General features: G+C 61.8%; 16 protein-coding genes. 8 read left to right on the top strand and 8 right to left on the bottom strand.

All coding sequences use genetic code 11. The annotated features are described in order from the left end of the window. The first annotated feature begins 331 nt into the window (after positions 1–331). The 4 genes from RIN13_RS14510 to RIN13_RS14525 all read left to right on the top strand — a co-directional run bounded on the left by RIN13_RS14510 (position 332) and on the right by RIN13_RS14525 (position 4,618). Positions 332–658, top strand: coding sequence for an Lsr2 family protein (locus RIN13_RS14510; RefSeq protein ID WP_309108049.1), 327 nt, complete (start codon positions 332–334; stop codon positions 656–658). Positions 659–1,416: 758 nt separating this feature from the next. Next, positions 1,417–1,905 carry a MarR family transcriptional regulator gene (locus RIN13_RS14515; RefSeq protein ID WP_309108050.1) on the top strand — a complete coding sequence of 163 codons (489 nt, stop codon included), beginning with the start codon at positions 1,417–1,419 and terminating at the stop codon, positions 1,903–1,905. An 88-nt stretch (positions 1,906–1,993) separates the two neighbouring features. Beyond that, on the top strand, positions 1,994–3,502 hold the full coding sequence (locus RIN13_RS14520; RefSeq protein ID WP_309108051.1) for an aldehyde dehydrogenase family protein: 1,509 nt from the start codon (positions 1,994–1,996) through the stop codon (positions 3,500–3,502). A 9-nt stretch (positions 3,503–3,511) separates the two neighbouring features. Beyond that, a complete protein-coding gene (locus tag RIN13_RS14525) occupies positions 3,512–4,618 on the top strand; it encodes an NAD(P)-dependent alcohol dehydrogenase (protein ID WP_309108052.1) in 1,107 nt (368 codons plus the stop codon). A gap of 101 nt (positions 4,619–4,719) precedes the next feature. On the opposite strand, the gene RIN13_RS14530 is transcribed toward RIN13_RS14525, so the two are convergent. Next, positions 4,720–5,223, bottom strand: coding sequence for a MarR family transcriptional regulator (locus tag RIN13_RS14530; protein ID WP_309108053.1), 504 nt, complete (start codon positions 5,221–5,223; stop codon positions 4,720–4,722). Positions 5,224–5,430: 207 nt separating this feature from the next. Between RIN13_RS14530 and RIN13_RS14535 the strand changes: the two genes are divergently transcribed. Both RIN13_RS14535 and RIN13_RS14540 read left to right on the top strand, forming a co-directional pair. Continuing rightward, complete coding sequence (locus tag RIN13_RS14535; RefSeq protein ID WP_309108054.1) at positions 5,431–6,564, top strand: acyl-CoA dehydrogenase family protein; 1,134 nt, start codon at positions 5,431–5,433, stop codon at positions 6,562–6,564. A gap of 79 nt (positions 6,565–6,643) precedes the next feature. Continuing rightward, positions 6,644–6,964 carry a DUF6221 family protein gene (locus tag RIN13_RS14540; RefSeq protein WP_309108055.1) on the top strand — a complete coding sequence of 107 codons (321 nt, stop codon included), beginning with the start codon at positions 6,644–6,646 and terminating at the stop codon, positions 6,962–6,964. Positions 6,965–6,976: 12 nt separating this feature from the next. On the opposite strand, the gene RIN13_RS14545 is transcribed toward RIN13_RS14540, so the two are convergent. From RIN13_RS14545 to RIN13_RS14560, 4 genes are read right to left on the bottom strand one after another with little or no spacing between them, the layout of a single operon-like run. After that, positions 6,977–8,698 (bottom strand): ABC transporter ATP-binding protein, encoded by a 1,722-nt coding sequence (locus RIN13_RS14545; RefSeq protein ID WP_309108056.1) that lies wholly within the window; start codon positions 8,696–8,698, stop codon positions 6,977–6,979. Further along, positions 8,691–9,527 (bottom strand): ABC transporter permease, encoded by an 837-nt coding sequence (locus tag RIN13_RS14550; protein ID WP_309108057.1) that lies wholly within the window; start codon positions 9,525–9,527, stop codon positions 8,691–8,693. The genes RIN13_RS14545 and RIN13_RS14550 overlap by 8 nt, the downstream gene beginning before the upstream one ends. Beyond that, on the bottom strand, positions 9,520–10,461 hold the full coding sequence (locus RIN13_RS14555) for an ABC transporter permease (protein ID WP_309108058.1): 942 nt from the start codon (positions 10,459–10,461) through the stop codon (positions 9,520–9,522). Before RIN13_RS14555 ends, RIN13_RS14550 begins: the two co-directional genes overlap by 8 nt. 26 nt (positions 10,462–10,487) lie before the next feature. Continuing rightward, positions 10,488–12,020: an ABC transporter substrate-binding protein gene (locus RIN13_RS14560; protein ID WP_309108085.1), complete on the bottom strand. Its 1,533-nt coding sequence runs from the start codon at positions 12,018–12,020 to the stop codon at positions 10,488–10,490. 257 nt (positions 12,021–12,277) lie between these two features. On the opposite strand from RIN13_RS14560, the gene RIN13_RS14565 reads away from it, so the two are divergent. After that, the gene (locus tag RIN13_RS14565; protein WP_309108059.1) at positions 12,278–13,192 is read left to right on the top strand and encodes an SRPBCC family protein; all 915 of its coding nucleotides are present in this window, start codon (positions 12,278–12,280) and stop codon (positions 13,190–13,192) included. Here the strand turns inward: RIN13_RS14565 and RIN13_RS14570 are convergent. Further along, complete coding sequence (locus tag RIN13_RS14570; RefSeq protein ID WP_309108060.1) at positions 13,189–13,881, bottom strand: SGNH/GDSL hydrolase family protein; 693 nt, start codon at positions 13,879–13,881, stop codon at positions 13,189–13,191. The two genes, RIN13_RS14565 and RIN13_RS14570, sit on opposite strands and share 4 nt — an antisense overlap. 145 nt (positions 13,882–14,026) lie before the next feature. Here RIN13_RS14570 and RIN13_RS14575 point away from each other — a divergent pair, with 145 nt between their 5' ends. Beyond that, positions 14,027–14,641, top strand: coding sequence for a DUF1992 domain-containing protein (locus RIN13_RS14575; RefSeq protein WP_309108086.1), 615 nt, complete (start codon positions 14,027–14,029; stop codon positions 14,639–14,641). A gap of 92 nt (positions 14,642–14,733) precedes the next feature. Here the strand turns inward: RIN13_RS14575 and RIN13_RS14580 are convergent, their stop codons facing one another. After that, positions 14,734–15,948: an acetyl-CoA acetyltransferase gene (locus RIN13_RS14580; protein ID WP_309108061.1), complete on the bottom strand. Its 1,215-nt coding sequence runs from the start codon at positions 15,946–15,948 to the stop codon at positions 14,734–14,736. Further along, positions 15,945–16,613, bottom strand: a complete 669-nt coding sequence (locus tag RIN13_RS14585; RefSeq protein WP_309108087.1) for a 3-oxoacid CoA-transferase subunit B — start codon at positions 16,611–16,613, stop codon at positions 15,945–15,947. The genes RIN13_RS14580 and RIN13_RS14585 overlap by 4 nt, the downstream gene beginning before the upstream one ends. Positions 16,614–16,619 lie beyond the last annotated feature (6 nt).

Genomic DNA, 16,619 nt, shown 5'->3' on the forward strand with positions numbered 1-16,619 from the left:
CTCCACGGTCAAGCTCGCCGCACAGGCACCGGCGTCTGCAGTGAACGTCGCCGGCAACCTGGCCAACACCGGGCTGGACGCAGCACCGCTCGCCCTCGGCGCGCTCGTGCTCTTCCTCCTCGGCGGAAGCACCCTGGCAGCAGCGAAACTCCGCCGCCGCCAGAGCTAACACCAGAAATGAGCTTCGATTCAAGGAGCTAAGAAGAAACAGCGCCCGGGACCCGAACACCCGCCCCCGGGCGCTGTTTCTATACCCCCAGCATGCACGACAGAAGCAATGCCGGACCTGCAGGTTTTACAACGGAAACAGCATGAAGGAAACCCCATTCCCATGGCAACGAAGGTAACTACCGTCCTCATCGACGACATCGACGGGAGCACCGCCGACAGAACGGTCTCATTCGAAATCGACGGTAAAAACTACGAAATCGACCTGTCAGCTGCAAACGCAGCCGCCCTAAGAAAACTCCTCGATCCGTACATGGCCGCAGGCCGTAAACGCAAAAGCAGCCCGACACGGAAGAACCCAACGATGACCCAGGGAGCCGGCAAACCTTCCAGCATCCGTGAATGGGCGCAACGAAACGGACACCCAACAAGGAAGCGGGGCAGGCTTCCCAAAGAAATCCTCGAGGCGCACGAACGGGCAACCGCGTAGCCCCCCGCGATGCTCTAGCCCAAAGCTTCGGTCACCGCCGATGTATCCCCCTCAAGCCATCGGCAGTAACCGAAAAGCGGCAGTGGTTAAGACCAACCCAGCCGTGGAACGGATGCAGGCTCCCGTGAGACCGGGGGCCTGCATCTGCTTTATGGCCGCTACATGAACGACGAAGGAAAGCTGGGGGATCCAACTGCTAACTCGAGAGCAGGGACACATCAACACTGCCGAAGGTATGGAACCATCCCCCATTCCAGGATTGCCACTCGTACGCTCAGGGCCGCCAACGCAGCTGTGACCGCACCCCGTTTTGGGCGCTCCTGCCACCGGAGACCCCAAGGTTCACGAGTGCCCTGTCGTGACGAAGCGGATGCCCATCATCCCGCTGACGCGCCGGCCCGGCGGAGCCCAGGAATGCAAGCACATCCTGCACACAGGCCGGCCCGAGCACACATTTTTCTTGTGAGATTTTTCTTGACGTAACAGAGCGGCGGCCGTATTGTCATGGACAGGTTTCCTGATTATCAGTAATCCTGATGATCGGTCCCAGTAATGGCAGCCGCTGCGTGCTTTGCGGCTACCTCCCTCCGTTTCAATGTCGAAAACCAGGGTGTTCCGATGAACAGCAAGTTCTGCTCCCGCCGTCGTATCTTTCGTCCTTGTCATTGCCGGCCGCGTCCGGCGACCCACCGCAGTCGCTTGGCGCCTTTGGTGAACCGACAGGCGCTGGTGCCCTGCGGCAAGGCCAAGGGCTGATCATGGCTGCAGTCACCTCCAGCGCAGGACCCGAATCACATGGGTCAGCGGCAACGGCGTCCTCGGACATCACCATGCTGTACCTCATCAAGCAACTGGAACTGGCCGTCAGGTCCCAGCTGGACGACGTCGTGTCCGCCCATGGCCTGACGTCCCTGCAGTACACCGCGCTTACGGTACTTGAACGCCATCCCGGCCTGACGTCCGCGGAACTGGCACGAAATTCCTTTGTGCGGTCCCAGACCATGGCGCAGATGATCACCGTCCTTGACGAACGGGGCCTCCTTGCACGCCACCGGGACCCCGAGAGTAAACGGCAGTACCTGCTTTCGCTGACTCCCGAAGGCCAGGGCCTGTTGGATACCCTCCGTGAGGACGTGGCTGGAATCGAGCGCCAGATGGTGGCCGGTCTTGACGACGACGACCGCTCCACCTTGCGCCGTGCACTGCGATCGTGCCGGCTTGCGCTCGGCGGCGGCCACGCGCACTAGCAACAAACTGCAAACCCTTCCTCAGCACGAACCCCTTGTCAGGAGCAAAGCTGCTCCAGACACCGCGAATCAGAGACAGGACCCAGCAATGACTGTTCAGGAATCACAAACCCTCGCTGCACCCGCACCAGATGAACCGGTCTCCCTGCCGGGGATCGTGCGTAACGGAAACCTTTTCATCAACGGTGCCTGGCAGGAATCCGCCGGCGGCGCCCGGACTTCCGTTCTGAACCCCGCTACCGGGCTGGAAGTTGCCACCGTTTCCTCAGCAGTTACTGCCGACGTCGATGCGGCCGTCGCCGCGGCCAAAGCTTCAGTCAAGGACGGCAGATGGTCCCGCCTGAGCGGTCGCGAGCGTTCCCGTGTTCTCAATAAGGCCGCAGCAATTATCCGCGAGCGGGCCGAAGAGTTGGCCCTGGTGGAGAGCACGGACGTTGGAAAGCCCATCACGTTCGCCCGGGTGGTGGACGTCGCCACGGCCGCGGACCAGTACGAGTATGTGGCGGCAATGGCCCAGCAGCTGGACGGTTCCGTTCGGGAAACCCCGTTGGCTGCGCATGCCTTCACAAAAAGGGAACCCCTGGGCGTGGTTGCAGCCATTACGCCCTTCAACTTCCCGCTGATCCTCTCCAGCACGAAGATTGCTGCTGCATTGGCTGCAGGTAACAGCGTTGTCCACAAACCCGCCAGTGATACCCCCTTGAGTGCGCTCCTGATGGCGGAAATCCTCACAGAGGCAGGGGTCCCGGCCGGGGTTTTCAACGTGGTCACAGGGCCGGGCGGCGCGTTGGGCAATCACTTGGTGGCGCATCCTGACGTCAACAAAATCGCCTTCACCGGATCCACCGAGATCGGAAGCCACGTCGCTGCCCTCGCGGGGGCCAACCTGAGGCCCGTGACCGCCGAACTGGGCGGTAACGCTGCCAACATCCTTTTTGCCGATGCTGATCTGGAGAAGGCGATCGGCACGGTGATTGGCGCCTTCGTGTTCAACTCGGGACAGTTCTGCATGGGCGGCCCCCGCTTGCTGGTGGAACGACCCATTTACGAGACAGTACTGGGCATCCTTAAGGAAGCGGTGGCCGGAGTGCCGGTAGGTGATCCAACAGATCCCGCCACGGTGATGGGCCCGCTGGCAAGCAGGAAGCAGCGGGACAAGGTAGCTGGATTTGTCGAGGGTGCCAAGGCGGCCGGAGGCCAAGTGGTTGTTGGCGGTGAAGCGCTCGAACTGAACGGGGGCTACTTCTACAAGCCCACGGTAATAGCAGGTCTTGGCAACGATGCCGCCGCAGTCCAGGAGGAAGTGTTCGGGCCCGTCCTGACCGTCCAGCCGTTTGACAGCGAACAAGAGGCGATCCAGCTGGCCAACAGCACGCCCTACGGGCTGGCGGCGGGTGTGCAAACGTCAAGTATTTCCCGGGCTCACCGGGTGTCAGCCCAGCTGGAGGCCGGAATCGTCTGGGTGAACGCCTGGGCGCTGCTGGATCCGGCCGTGCCATTCGGTGGCGTCAAGAATTCCGGATGGGGCCGGGAATACGGGCCGGAGTCCCTCGAATCCTATTGCCGGACCAAGTCCGTCGTTATCGCAACCGACTAGGAGTTCAGCATGACTGTAACTACTGAAGCCGCCGTTATCGAAGCAGCGGACGCCGAATTCACGCTCCAGTCCGTACAGCTCGATTCGCTGCGCCCTGAGGAGGTCAGGCTGGAAATTAAGGCCGCAGGGTTATGCCACACTGACATTTCGGTGGCAGGAGGCGGGCTGCCTTTCCCTCTCCCCGGTGTCCTCGGGCATGAGGGGGTGGGTGTAGTCACCGAAGTGGGATCCGCGGTCACGAGGGTGCAGCCCGGCGATACTGCAGTGCTTTCCTTTACTTCGTGCGGGCGATGTGCGAACTGCAGGGGAGGCCATCCGGCCTACTGCGATACATGGCTGCCGGATAACCTGCTGGGTGGAGTAAGGGCCGACGGCTCCTCCACTATTTCCCGCGGCGGGCAGCCGCTGGGTGGCCGCTTCTTTGGTCAATCATCGTTTGCCAGGACCGTCATTGCGGACGAGCGCAGCGTGGTCAAAATCAACACCTCGCTTCCGCTGGAACGCATCGCTCCGCTCGCTTGCGGGGTGCAGACCGGCGCAGGGGCTGTTTGGAACGTCATCCGGCCGGCCCCGGGATCCAGCCTTGTAGTTTTTGGGGCCGGAACTGTTGGGCTGGCGGCCATCATGGCTGCCGCCCTCACACCTGCCACAATCATCATTGCCGTCGACCGTGTTCCTTCCCGCCTGGAACTGGCCCTCGAGCTTGGTGCCACGCACGTTATTGACGCCTCCGCGGCTACCGAGGTTGCGGCGGAGATCCACAAAATCACCGGCGGTGGCGCCCACGCGGCCATCGAGGCCACGGGAAACACGAGCGTTCTTGAACAGGCCATTGGCGCTACCCGGGCCAGGGGACACATTGTGGTGATCGGAGCTCCCGCGTTCGGGGCAACTGTTGCCGTGGACGTGAACTTCATGATGCCCGGGCGCCGCATTGAGGGCGTGACTCTGGGTGACAGCGAGATTGAAACCCTGATTCCGTCCATCATCACCCTGATGGAATCGGGGAGGTTTCCCGTGGAACGGCTGGTTCGGACCTATCGCCTGGAAGAGATCAACCAGGCCGTGGCAGACACCAAATCCGGAACGGTGATCAAACCGGTCCTGCTGACCTGAAATGATCAAGACCCCCACCCGCAACTTGAACTGCGCTTGGGGGTCTCGATTCAGGGCGCCAAAGCAGGAGCATGCTTGCTAGTGTGATTGGTGGAGACCTGTTAAGTGAAATCGCCTGCGTTCTTCCGAAACGCACTGAGGATCCTGATCAGCTGGTCAACATCCTGGTCAGTGAATCCCGACTGGGCGAATACCTCAGAGTTGAGCGCCGCCGTCGCGCTCTTGGCAAGCGTCCGCCCCTCAGAGGTGAGCTCTATCAAGGTGGTCCGGCCGTCAGTAGGGTGGGCAGACCGTACCACCAGGCCTGCGGCTTGAAGCCGGTCGACGGCGTTTGTCACCGACGTCGGATGGACCTGCAGGAGCGCGCTTGCTTTGTTCATCGGGAGTGCGCCGCTGCGGGCGAAACTGAGCAGTGCCAGGAGTTCGTAGCGCGCGAATGTCAGGCCGAACGGTTTGAGGACGGCCTCGATCCGTCCCAGCAGAATCTGCTGGGTGCGCATGATGGCCGTGACGGCAGCCATGGGGGCAGCCTCATTTCCCCAACCGTGGCCTTCCCAGTTGCGCTGGGCATCCGCGATGGGGTCACGGGGAAGGGGAGTTCCCACCGTTCCTCCTTAGCCTTGCCCGGCCAGGGCATCTGCTCAGCCTAGTGATCCACATCACTGTGCAATATACTAGGACATCCAAGGGTTTGGAAGAGCGAAGAGGCCGGGGGACGGGTGCAGCCATCAGGACGTCATGACGGGCCGGCCGCGGACCCGCCGGCAACAGCCGGGATCCCTGCCCCTCTCCCATTTGCAGATGCCGATCTGATGTACATCGCCGAACTCCTGCCCGCTGCCGAGCGTTCCCGGTATCTGGAACTGAGGGAGTTTCTGCAGTCCCGGATCCGTGCGGCATCCATCGATTATTGGAACCGGGAGGAATTCCCTTTCTCCCTGGTTGCGGAAATGGGGAAATACGGGTTGGGGGGCCTGCAAACGGACGGCAGCTCGCAGCTGTTTAAGGGCCTGATGTACGTCGAGGTGGCCCGTGCTGACGTATCGCTGTCGGCGCTGGTGGGGATTCACAACGAGCTCATTGTGGGGATGATCGATCAGCTCGGCTCCATCGAGCAAAAGAGGCAATGGCTTCCGGGCCTCACTGCCCTCACCCAGCTGGGCGCCTTTGCCCTGACCGAACCCGATCATGGCTCGGACATCGCAGGCGGGCTGGAAACCACTGCACGGCTCGATGGCGGGGAGTGGGTGATCAACGGTGCTAAGCGCTGGATCGGGGCCGGCACTATTGCTGACTTCGCGCTGGTATGGGCACGTGACCTTGAAGATGGCCAGATCAAGGGCTTTATTGTTGAAACCGACCGTCCAGGCTACTCCGCCATGAAGATCAGCAACAAAATCGGCCTCCGGATCATGCAGAACGCGGACATCACGCTCTCGGAGGTTCGGATCCCCGAGGCCAACCTGCTCCCCGGTGCCACCGACTTTTCAAAAGCCAACAGCCTCCTGCGGGATTCGCGCGCCTGGGTGGGCTGGCAAGGTGCCGGAATCCAACTGGCCGCGTTCGACGTCGGGCGTTCCTATTCATTGCAACGCAAGCAGTTCGGGAGGGAACTGGCGCGGTTCCAGCTCATTCAGCAGCAACTGGCCGACATGCTGGGCAATGCCACTGCTTCCCTTGCCCTGATGGTCCAGCTCGCGCGGATCCAGGACGAGGGCAAATTGGAGATGGCCCAGGCCGCCATGGCCAAAGCCACCACCACCCGGCTGGCCCGGTCCACGGTAGCCATGGGGAGATCGATCCTGGGCGGCAACGGGATCAGCAGTGATTTTGAAATGGCCAAGTTGTTCGGGGACGCTGAGGTCCTCTACACCTATGAAGGCAGCTATGAAATCAACTCCCTCATTGTGGGGCGCGCCGTCACCGGGAAATCCGCCTTTACCTGATCCTGCCCGGCCTGAGCTGGCCACAGACTACGGCCCTGCACGCCGCTCCTCTTTGTCCCGTCGCGGGTAGGCTCTGCCTATGGACGTTGTGGAGTTCCTGCTCGAACGGATCAAGGAAGATGAGAAGGCCGCGCAAAAACTCCTCGGAGACCGCTCCGTCTCCCAATCCGGGCGATGGTACGAGCACCGGCTGCTGCGCGAATGCGAAGCAAAACGGCGTCTCATCAGGGTCATCGAATCGGCCCGGCAGGCAAGCCTGGCCCGGATTGTGGCCTCATCCCCGGGCGAGACAGTCGGAATGACAGAAGCAATAGCGTGGACTGCGCTGGCCCTCCATGCCCTTGCCTTCCCCTATTCGGACCACCCTGATTTCCAAGAGGGCTGGCGGCTGGCGGAATAACTGGTGGGCCGCTCAGGTTGCTTCGGCTGGAAACAACCGGGCGGTGGTCTGAGGGCGCACGGTCCGGCTCAAGAGTTCACAGACCGGCAGCGCAGCCGAAACCAGGGCCTGGCTGTGCTCGTGTTGTGGGCGCGTAAAGAACTCCCCCGTTTCGGCTACCTCCACGAGCCGGCCTTTGAACAGCACAGCCACTCTGTCACTCATATAGCGGATGACGTCCATGTCATGGCTGATCAGCACGAGGGAGAGGCCCTTGTCGCGATGCAAGCGCAGGAGCAGGTTCAGGACCAGCCGCTGCGTCAGGGCGTCCAGCGCCGACGTCGCCTCATCACAGATGAGGATTGATGGCTCCAGGAGAAGCGCCCTGGCGATGGTGAGCCTTTGGAGCTGGCCTCCCGAGCATTGGCCGGGGAGCCGGTCCAGTAGGCCCGGGTCCAGCCCTACTTCCTCAATTGCCTGAAGAATACGTGCGGAACGCTCGTCCTTGGTCAGGTCCTTCCGCCGGAGCAACGGGGCTTCCAGGCTGGTCCGCAGCCGCATCCGTGGATCAAAAGAATCGTGTGGTTCCTGGAACACGAGCTGAACCGGGGAATGCTGAACAGCCCTCCCAGCATCCTGGAGACCGGCATCCTGGCGGCGAACATCCTGGAGAGCAGCATGTTGAAGATTCAGGCTGATTCTTCCGCTATCGATGTTTTCCAGGCCGATGATCGACCTGGCAAGAGTGCTCTTCCCCGAACCGGATTGCCCCAGGACTCCGAGAATCTCACCCTGTCCAAGGCGAAGGGAAATATCGCTTAGGGCCGGCCGGTTTCCGCGTTTGCTTGCCCGTCTCTTCGTCCGGAAGTCTTTGCTGACACGCTCCAGGGTCAGCACCTCGCGGCGTTCCTGAACCCCGCGCTCCGGAACCCGGGATTCCGGAACCGGCTGGCCCTGCCGTGGGCCGCGGTTTCCTTCCGGGGCAAGGCTCGCGGCCTCGAGCAGGCGCTTGGTGTAGGGGGAACGAGGGTAGTTGAGGACCTCCTGGGCAGGGCCTGACTCAACAATCGTGCCTTCCTCCATCACCAGGACCTTGTCGGCAAACTGTGCCACAGTGCGGATGTTGTGGGTGATATAGAGAATCCCAAGGCCCCGTTCCCGGCGTTCCCGGTCAAGCAGTTGCAGGACCTGGACCTCAAGCATCTTGTCCAACGAGGAGGTCGGTTCATCGGCCAGGAGGATGTCCGGTGCACCGGCTAAAGCAAGGGCAGTCATGGCCCGTTGGGCCATTCCACCGGAGAGCTGATGTGCTTTGGCCTGAGCTCCCAGCCGGGGTTCGTCGAAGCCGACTTCAGCAAGCAGTTCCAGCACTTTAGCGTCGGCAGCTTTTCCCTGGAGTCCGCAATGGCGCTTGAGCGGCTCCTTCAGATGGCTGGCTATTGTCTTGCGGGGATTGAACATGCGCTTGGGCTGTTGATACAACATTCCGATGCCTCCACCGCGAACGCTGTTCAGTACGCCCTCGTCCGCCGTTGCCAGCTCCTGGGAACCGAGGCGGATGCTCCCCGATTGGACGTGCACGTGCGGCGGCAACAGCTGAAGGATGGACATGGCCGTCATCGTCTTTCCGCAACCGGAGCCCCCCACCAGGGCCACAAATTCGCCTGGATTTACCGAGAGGCTGACACCGCTCAGAATTGAACGCGTTCCACCTGTGCCGGTATGCAGATCTTCTATAACGAGTCCCTCAGTCATCCTTCACCGTCCCGGTGGGAATGAGCAGCCGGCTGCCTGCCATGTGGGAGATACGTTGGCCGGTCAGCGTCACGCACAATGCCACAGTGAAGATTGCAAGACCCGGAGCCAGGATGGCAAGGGGAGCCCGCTCGGAATATGGCTGTGCGGCAGCCAGCATGGAGCCCCAGTCTGATTGTGGCGGCTGGACACCGAGGCCCAGATAAGAAAGGGCGCCGACGCTGATCAGCAGTTGACCGAAGCGCAGCGTCGCCTGCCCCAACAGAGGCCCGGCCAGATGCGGGAGAATGTGCCGGAAAATGATGAACGACGGCGGGCAGCCCACTACCTTGGCTGCCTCGACGAACCCCTCCGATGACACGTCATAAGCAAGCGTCCTGGCGAGCCTGGCGAAGGGAGTCCAGCCCGTTATCGTCAGGGCAAGCAGAAGGGAAGGAAAACCCGTGCCCATAGCGGCGACGATAAACAGGGCAATCACCATCTCCGGAAGCGCCAGGAGGACGTCATTGGTGCGGGTGAAGAATTCATCGAACCACCCCCTGCGGCGCGCGCTGATCACGCCTATTGCCGTTCCAAGGAGACCGGTCAGGATGGTGGCCAACGCTGCTATCGACATGGAGAACCGTCCCCCGTCCAGCAGGCGGCTGAGCGTATCCCGGCCCAGGTGGTCAGTTCCCAACCAGTGGTTAAGGCTTGGCGGACTCAGTCTCAGCGCCAGATTCTGCTGTGCAGGGGGATGGGGCATGAGCCAGGGGGCGAACGTCACGGCCAGGACAATAATGGCCAGGATCACGACGGCGGCCCAGCCTGCCGTGTGTTTCCTAACCAAGACGTCCACCCAGCCTCGGGTTCAGGAGTTGGTGCACAAAGTCGGCGGCTGTTGTTACCACCACAGCCAAGGCGACAACCACAACAACGCCGCCTTGGGCAAGCGGGATGTCACTGTTGAGGACTGCGTCGTAAAGGAGCCTGCCCATTCCCGGAACTGCGAAGATCACTTCAACGATGACCGATCCGCCCAGCAGCCCGGCAAACCACACAGCGAATAAGGTGGTCAGTGGCAGCAGGCCATTGGGGACTACGTGCCTGAGGACCGCCTGTGGATAGCTCAATCCGCGGCTTCGGGCAGCGTTGACATGGTCGGCTGCCAGGGCGTCAATCATTCCTGAGCGTGCGGCAGAGGTGAAATAGCTGATCGGACGCAGGGCCAGCGTGGCAACGGGCAGGACCATGGAGGCCGGACCCGTCCACCCTGCCGAGGGCAGCACGGCCAGGCGGAGGGCGAAGACCAGTACCAGCAGGGGAGCCAGCCAGTATTCGGGCATGGCAATGAAGGATTGTGTGATCGTAGTGATGATCTTGTCAGTCCGCCGGCCCTCCCGGAGGGCGGCCGTGATCCCCAACGGCAAGGAGATCAACGCTGCTGCGCCAAGGGCCAGGATCACCAGGCTTACCGTCACCGCGAGGGCAGGCATTACCTGTTCCACTACAGGGGTCCGGCTGATATGGGACAGCCCCATGTCGCCGGTGCAGAAGCGGCCCAGCCAACGAAGGTACTGCACGGGCAGCGGATCCTGCAGCCCGAGACTATCGCTCAAAGCCTGGATCGAGGAGGCGTCCACTACATCACCTGCAACCCGTGACCGGATGATCTTGCGTACAGGATCGCCGGGCGTCACATACGGAACCATGAAGACCGCGATGGACGCCAACAGGACGGCGACCACAAGGGCCGCCGTCCGCCTGGCGATAAAGGAGATCATGCGTTTCTGCTACGGCGTCAGGCTCCCTATGAGCCGGACCCCGACTTCGCTGTCTGGGCGGTGAGGACGTACCGGGACAGAGGGTCCTGAACGTACGACTGCACACTGGTCCGGACGGCGTCGGTGGCCTGTTCATTCACCAGCCAGGCGTTGACTGCCTGCGCGTCCAGAATCTTGCCGGCCTCGGCATAGAGCTTGTGACGCTCCTCAGTGTCGTTGGTCTGAGCTGCCTGGGCGATAGTTTTGTCGTACTCCGCATTGCAGAAATGGCTCAGGTTGTATGTGCCGGCACAGGTGTAGTCGGCAGTGAGGAAGCCGATCGGATCAGCGATGTCGATGAGGCGGTTGCGCTGGCTGAGTACCATGTCGTAGTTGCCTGCCAGCAGGTCCGGCTCCACCGATGCATACTCTTTAGTCTGAATGCTGATGGGGACGCCGATGTTCTTCAGGTTCTCCTGGATCACGGTTGCAACGTCAGCGAACTCCGCACGCTCCACGATCGCAATGATTTCCAAGGGCCGTTCGGCTGTGTAGCCGGCTGTTGCCAGCAGGGACTTGGCTTCCTCGAGATCCTGCTTGGGGGATTCGACGCCAGCGGGTGCCCAGGGTTCGGTGGGAGCGAAGGGGCCGGTGGCCGGCAATGCTGCGCCTTCATAGACGCTGGCCGCCAGCGAATCGAGGTCCAAGGCGGTGCGGATCGCCTTCCGGAAGTCGAGGTTGTTGAATGGAGCACGGCCGTTGTTCATGTAGAGGGTGGCAGTCCTCGGTGAGTCTGCCTTCAAAATGCCAACGCCGGGGGCTTTCTCCAAGGCGGGCAGGCTGGAAACCGGGACGGAAAGGGACACATCGGCTTCCCCGGTCTGAACCTGGGCGGCGCGGGTGGCGCCATTGGTGATGAAGCGTATTTCGGCACCCGCCAGTTGGACCGGGCCTCCCCAGTAATCCTCGTTCCGGTCCAGCGTCAAGGACTGTTTGGTTTTTTCTGAGACGGGTTTGAAGGGACCCGTGCAGTGGCCAAAGGGATCGATGGTGTCCTTGGTATAAGCGGCGGGGGCCAGGATGCCGGTGTTAACACTCGCCAACCGGTAGGGAACCAGAGGACTCTCAGTGGGGGTCGTGACCCGGACAGTGTGTGCATCGAGAGCTTTGACTCCGCTGACCATCTTGGGATTGAAGGCGCGCGCGGGCACTTTGGCCTTGAGTACGTGCTGGAGGGAAGCCGTTACGGCTTCCGATGTGAGGGCCGTGCCGTCCTGGAATTTCACATCATCCCGAAGTGTGAAATCCCATTCCAGCGGCGAGACTTGCTTCCACTCGGTGGCGAGGGAGGGGACAACTTTTCCCTGCGCTTGGTCGTACTTCGTCAGCGTTTCAAGGCATCCGGCCAGGGAGAGGATATACGCAGAATCGGTCTCGAGTTCCCAGCCGGCCACTGGTGCGCGGAAGTTGTCCACCACAATGCGCTGGCTGGTATCTACAGGCTGCGCGGAAGAGTTGTTCTCGGGAGTGAAACCGCAGGCGGAAAGCGCGAGGACTGCTGCCGCGCCAGTTGCCGCCATTGAGGGGACAGGAAAACGCACAAAACCACCTTCATAGGATTCTCAAGACACTTCTGAAACGAAGGGCCGCCTACTGAGGGTAGCCTTACCTATCGTGGATGTCGATTTGGTAGGGTAATAAAGCCGCATTCACTCTTCCCTGGGATGGGATTTTGCTCACATCAACGGTGGCCGGCGCCTCTGGGCAGGCATATAGTAAGCATACTGACGAAATGGATTTGCTTTCGTCGTGACCTGTTCCAACCGAAGGAGACGCTGTGAGCACGAAGGTCGAAAAGCGCATTCTGGTCAACGTTCCGGTAAGCACTGCCTATAACCAGTGGACCCAGTTTGAGGATTTCCCCCAGTTCATGGGAGGCGTTAAGAGCGTGACCCAGCTGAGCGACGACCGCCTCGAATGGGTGGCGGAAATCGCAGGCGTCCGGCGGCGCTGGGAAGCAAAAATTCTGGAGCAGATACCGGACCGGAAAGTTGCGTGGGCCGCCACCGAAGGAGCAACCAATGCCGGCGCAGTGATGTTTGAAGATGTGGGCGGGGGACAGACATCCATCCAGCTGACCCTGGAGTACGAGCCCGAGGGCCTTGTGGAACAGGTCGGTGACAAGCTCAATGTAGTTGAAAACCAGGCTGACGCCGATTTGAAGAGATTTAAGGAATTCATTGAGGCCGAAGGGTATGCCAGCGGAGCATGGCGTGGCTCAGTGAATGAAGGTGCCTCCGCCGGGACTCCTGGCGTTGAAGATGCGGCCGGATCACACGGTGATTCGGGCAAGGCAGGAGTATCCGGAAAGGTTGCTGCCGGAGTCGGGGTAGCTGCAGCGGCTGCGGCGGGACTTGCTGCTGCGACGCAAGGAAAAAACAAGGGAATGGAGGAGGACGTCACCCGGGTTGACACTTCGCGGACGGATGCGGCCCCGGCGACCGGGGCATCCATGGCGGGTAGCTCCGGGATGAGCACAGGAACGGCAAGAGAAAAGTCCGGTGCCTCTTCGGATCCATCTGCTGAACGGATTGCACGTCCATTCGACCAGACCAACGGCCTGGCGGACACGCTTGGCGAGTCGGACGGAATGGCCGGGAGCGAGGCGAAGAGTGCAGCCGACCGCGAGAACGAGGACGGCGACGACGGTACCGTTCCTCCGATCGTGCCGCCTGCCCCAACGCGCTACTAAGGGGCCGTCCGCCAGACGGTTTGATCAGCCGGTTCCGCCGCCACGACTATCGACCGCTGGGCCGTGCCGTTGGCCAGTACAAGGGCGGCTATGGCCCGGGCAATTTTCTGTCCTCCATGGGCTGAGGGCTCAATGGGATTGGCGTAGTCCTGATCCTCGTTGCAAATCAGCCGGAGGTCGATGACGGAGACGCCGCGGTCAAACGCAGCCCTTGTAATGGAGTCGTTGAAGATCGTCAATGCAGTTCTGATGATTCTTTGCCCTGGGGCGGACGGGGGCGTGTCGTAGATAGTGCTCACGGCTGTGGGCAGTCCCTTCGCCACTGCGGCGTCGATCATCGCCGCATAGTCGGCGGCGAACCGGTCCTGTGCCTTGCCCAGGATGAGGAGGGCGTCGGTGACAGTTCCGGCATCCTCCTCGAGCAAGGGAGCGAAACCGAGCGCGTCGTTCCCGCCCACGCTCACCACAAGGTGGGTGGTGTCCGGCGGCAGGAAGCGAAGCTGCCGGTCGACGTCGGAAATTCTGTCCCCGTCCACGGCGAGGAGCGTACAACTCCAGTCACCGGGCAGTTCCTGCCGAAGTTGCTGCGCAACATCCGGGGCGCCGTCGACATACGCCTGATTATCGAAAATTGAATCTCCGAGCAGGACCACATGGCCGGTTGACGCTCCCGGTTGACGTGTCATCATGGCTGCCTCCCTTTCGGCGTTTTCTATTTTCTTCTTCGTAATGGCACCCATGTCAATGACCACAAACCCTTGAGTGGCCTTGGCCGCCCTCACTCCATCGGCGAAAATGGAGGGGGCGATTGACCAGCCCGGGGCGGAGCAGGCGATGAATGACAGGGCCATAGAGAATAACGGGCGGCGACTCGAGCGGGCGGCCGAATTTCGGGCCGCCCAAACCTCCAACCGGGCTCCCCACGAGGAAGCCGAGTCCGGCGTTGCTGCTGCGGATGCCGACGCACGCCGGACGCGCCGCAAGATCAGTGATGCTCAACGGGCGGACTACCTGATCAGGGACGCCATCGCCAGGGGCGAGTTCGACAACCTCAAATATGCAGGAAAACCGATCCCTGACCCGGGTGAGAACACCGATCCTGACTGGTGGATCAAGGGACTCATCAGGCGTGAGAACCTCAGCGGCCTCGGACCACCTGCAATCCTGCTTCGCAAGGAGGATACGGAACTGGACTCGGTGCTGGATGGCCGCTACTCCGAACAGCAGGTCCGCGAAACGGTCGAAAGCTTCAACAAGCGTGTCATTGAGGCCCGCCGGCAGCTTCAGGGAGGCCCTCCGGTCATTACCAAAACGAGGGACGTGGACCATGAGGTGGATCGTTGGCGCGAACGGCGGGCCGCTGCCGCGGCTGCGCGCCCTCCTGAGCCTGAACCGGAAGCACGAAAGCCATGGTGGAAGCGGCTCTGGTCAGTACGCGGCCCCAGCTGACCCTCTTTGGATGAACCAAGGGCCGACACACCAGTGGTTCGGCGAGTCGGCCCTTGTCTACCGCGCAAAGAAGGTCAGGACGGGCAGGTCGGCTACACGGCTTCCAGAACACTGACGTAGTTGGCGATGCCTACCCCGCCCATGTTCTGCACAGCGGCGCGCCGCGGATTGGCCAGCTGCATGGCCCCGGCAGTCCCGGTGAGTTGCATGGCGGCGACGACATGCTGGGAGACTCCGGTGGCACCAACCGGATGACCCTTTGCTTTGAGTCCGCCGGAGATGTTGATGGGGAGTTTTCCGTCCTTGAACACCCAGCCTTCCTCCAGGGCACGGACGCCTTCGCCCGGTTCAGTGAGCCCCATGGCTTCGTACATAAGCAGTTCGGCAATGGTGAAGCAGTCATGGACTTCGGCGAAGTCCAGGGCATCCAGTCCGATGCCGGCCATGGCCAGTGCCCGCTGCCAGGAGGCACGGGTTGCGGCGAACGCTGTCGGATCCCGGCGTTCGGCAGGCATGAAGTCGTTCGCATGACCGAAGCCTGCCAGGCGAACGGGCCCGGTGGCCGCTCCCTGCGCGGCGGCGGTAGAGAGGACGACGGCGGCGGCGCCGTCAGAGACGGGGGAGCAGTCGGTGCGGCGCAATGGGTCGGCCACCATCGGGTTCTTGTCCGAGACGGTCCGGCAGAATTCCTCGCCGAGGTCCTTGCGGAGCTGGGCGTATGGATTGTCCACCCCGTTCTTGTGGTTCTTGGCTGCGATAGTGCCCAGGACGTCGCCAAGATGCCTCAAAGAGCTTCCGTAGCCGCGTTCGCCGAAGCGCTTCTCATAGTGTTTTGCCACGTCCGCGAAGAGGCCGGTGAAGCCGGTCGTGGAGGCTTTGCCTGCCATGTCGTAGTCTGCTCCCAGCAAGCCGGCGCCGACGACGTCAGCACCGGCGTGGGTCATCTTTTCCGCGCCGATCACCAGAACTGTTTTGGCCGTTCCTGCCAGCAGCGCCTTTGCCCCCTGTTGAAGCGCGGCTGAACCTGAGGCACAGGCGTTCTCCACCCGGGTCGCAGGAACGTACGCGAGTTCCTCCGAAACCTGAAGGGCAAGAGAGGACGGAAACGCCAAGGGCATCATTCCGGAGTTGAACTGCCCCAGGTAGATTTCGTCGATCTGGCCGGGTTCGAGTCCGGCATTCTCTATCGCTTCGGTAGAAACCTGGACGATGAGTGACTCCAGGGTGTCATCACTCAGTTTCCCGAAGCGGCTGTGGCCCCATCCCGTCAGCAGGATGTCCTTACCGAACTGTTCTTTCAGGCTCATGCCGCTGCTCCTTCAGTTTCAAGGGCCACCGTGAAGTCGTCAGCGGTCTTTTCGCGGATCTCCTGCTCGGTGACGCCGGGGGCGAGGCGGGTGAGCGTGAGTTGCCGCCCGCCGTCGTTCTTGATGAGGTCAAACACTGCGAGGTCGCTGATGATCCGGTCCACAACGCCCAGTCCTGTCAGCGGCAGGCTGCATTCGGCAACGATCTTTGGTGTGCCGTCCTTGGCAACATGCTCGGTGAGGACCACCACCCGCGGCGTGCCGGCCACGAGGTCCATGGCGCCGCCCATGCCCTTTACCATCTTTCCCGGGATGGTCCAGTTGGCGAGGTCGCCGCTGCCGGAGACCTGCATGGCGCCGAGGATTGCGACCTTGACGTGCCCGCCGCGGATCATGCCGAAGGACGTCGCTGAGTCGAAGATGCTTCCGCCCGGGAGGACTGTCACTGTTTGCTTGCCTGCATTGATGAGGTCTGCATCCTCCTCACCCTCGTAAGGGAAGGGGCCCATGCCGAGCAGCCCGTTCTCACTCTGCAGGACCACGCGGACACCGTCGGGCAGGTTGTTGGCCACAAGGGTGGGGATCCCGATGCCGAGATTCACGTAATCGCCGTCGTTCAGTTCTTCGGCTGCTATCGCAGCCATTTCATCCCTGGTCCAGGCCACGGGTTT

Source organism: Arthrobacter sp., from assembly GCF_031179985.1.
GTDB lineage: Bacteria > Actinomycetota > Actinomycetes > Actinomycetales > Micrococcaceae > Arthrobacter.

Bases quoted from the DNA above. Each gene is read 5' to 3' on its own strand.
- RIN13_RS14510 (WP_309108049.1), top strand. From the start codon at position 332: ATGGCAACGAAGGTAACTACCGTCCTCATCGACGACATCGACGGGAGC.
- RIN13_RS14580 (WP_309108061.1), bottom strand. From the start codon at position 15,948: ATGAGCCTGAAAGAACAGTTCGGTAAGGACATCCTGCTGACGGGATGG.
- RIN13_RS14525 (WP_309108052.1), top strand. From the start codon at position 3,512: ATGACTGTAACTACTGAAGCCGCCGTTATCGAAGCAGCGGACGCCGAA.
- RIN13_RS14575 (WP_309108086.1), top strand. From the start codon at position 14,027: ATGAATGACAGGGCCATAGAGAATAACGGGCGGCGACTCGAGCGGGCG.
- RIN13_RS14545 (WP_309108056.1), bottom strand. From the start codon at position 8,698: ATGACTGAGGGACTCGTTATAGAAGATCTGCATACCGGCACAGGTGGA.
- RIN13_RS14560 (WP_309108085.1), bottom strand. From the start codon at position 12,020: ATGGCGGCAACTGGCGCGGCAGCAGTCCTCGCGCTTTCCGCCTGCGGT.
- RIN13_RS14540 (WP_309108055.1), top strand. From the start codon at position 6,644: ATGGACGTTGTGGAGTTCCTGCTCGAACGGATCAAGGAAGATGAGAAG.
- RIN13_RS14520 (WP_309108051.1), top strand. From the start codon at position 1,994: ATGACTGTTCAGGAATCACAAACCCTCGCTGCACCCGCACCAGATGAA.
- RIN13_RS14535 (WP_309108054.1), top strand. From the start codon at position 5,431: ATGTACATCGCCGAACTCCTGCCCGCTGCCGAGCGTTCCCGGTATCTG.
- RIN13_RS14515 (WP_309108050.1), top strand. From the start codon at position 1,417: ATGGCTGCAGTCACCTCCAGCGCAGGACCCGAATCACATGGGTCAGCG.
- RIN13_RS14555 (WP_309108058.1), bottom strand. From the start codon at position 10,461: ATGATCTCCTTTATCGCCAGGCGGACGGCGGCCCTTGTGGTCGCCGTC.
- RIN13_RS14570 (WP_309108060.1), bottom strand. From the start codon at position 13,881: ATGATGACACGTCAACCGGGAGCGTCAACCGGCCATGTGGTCCTGCTC.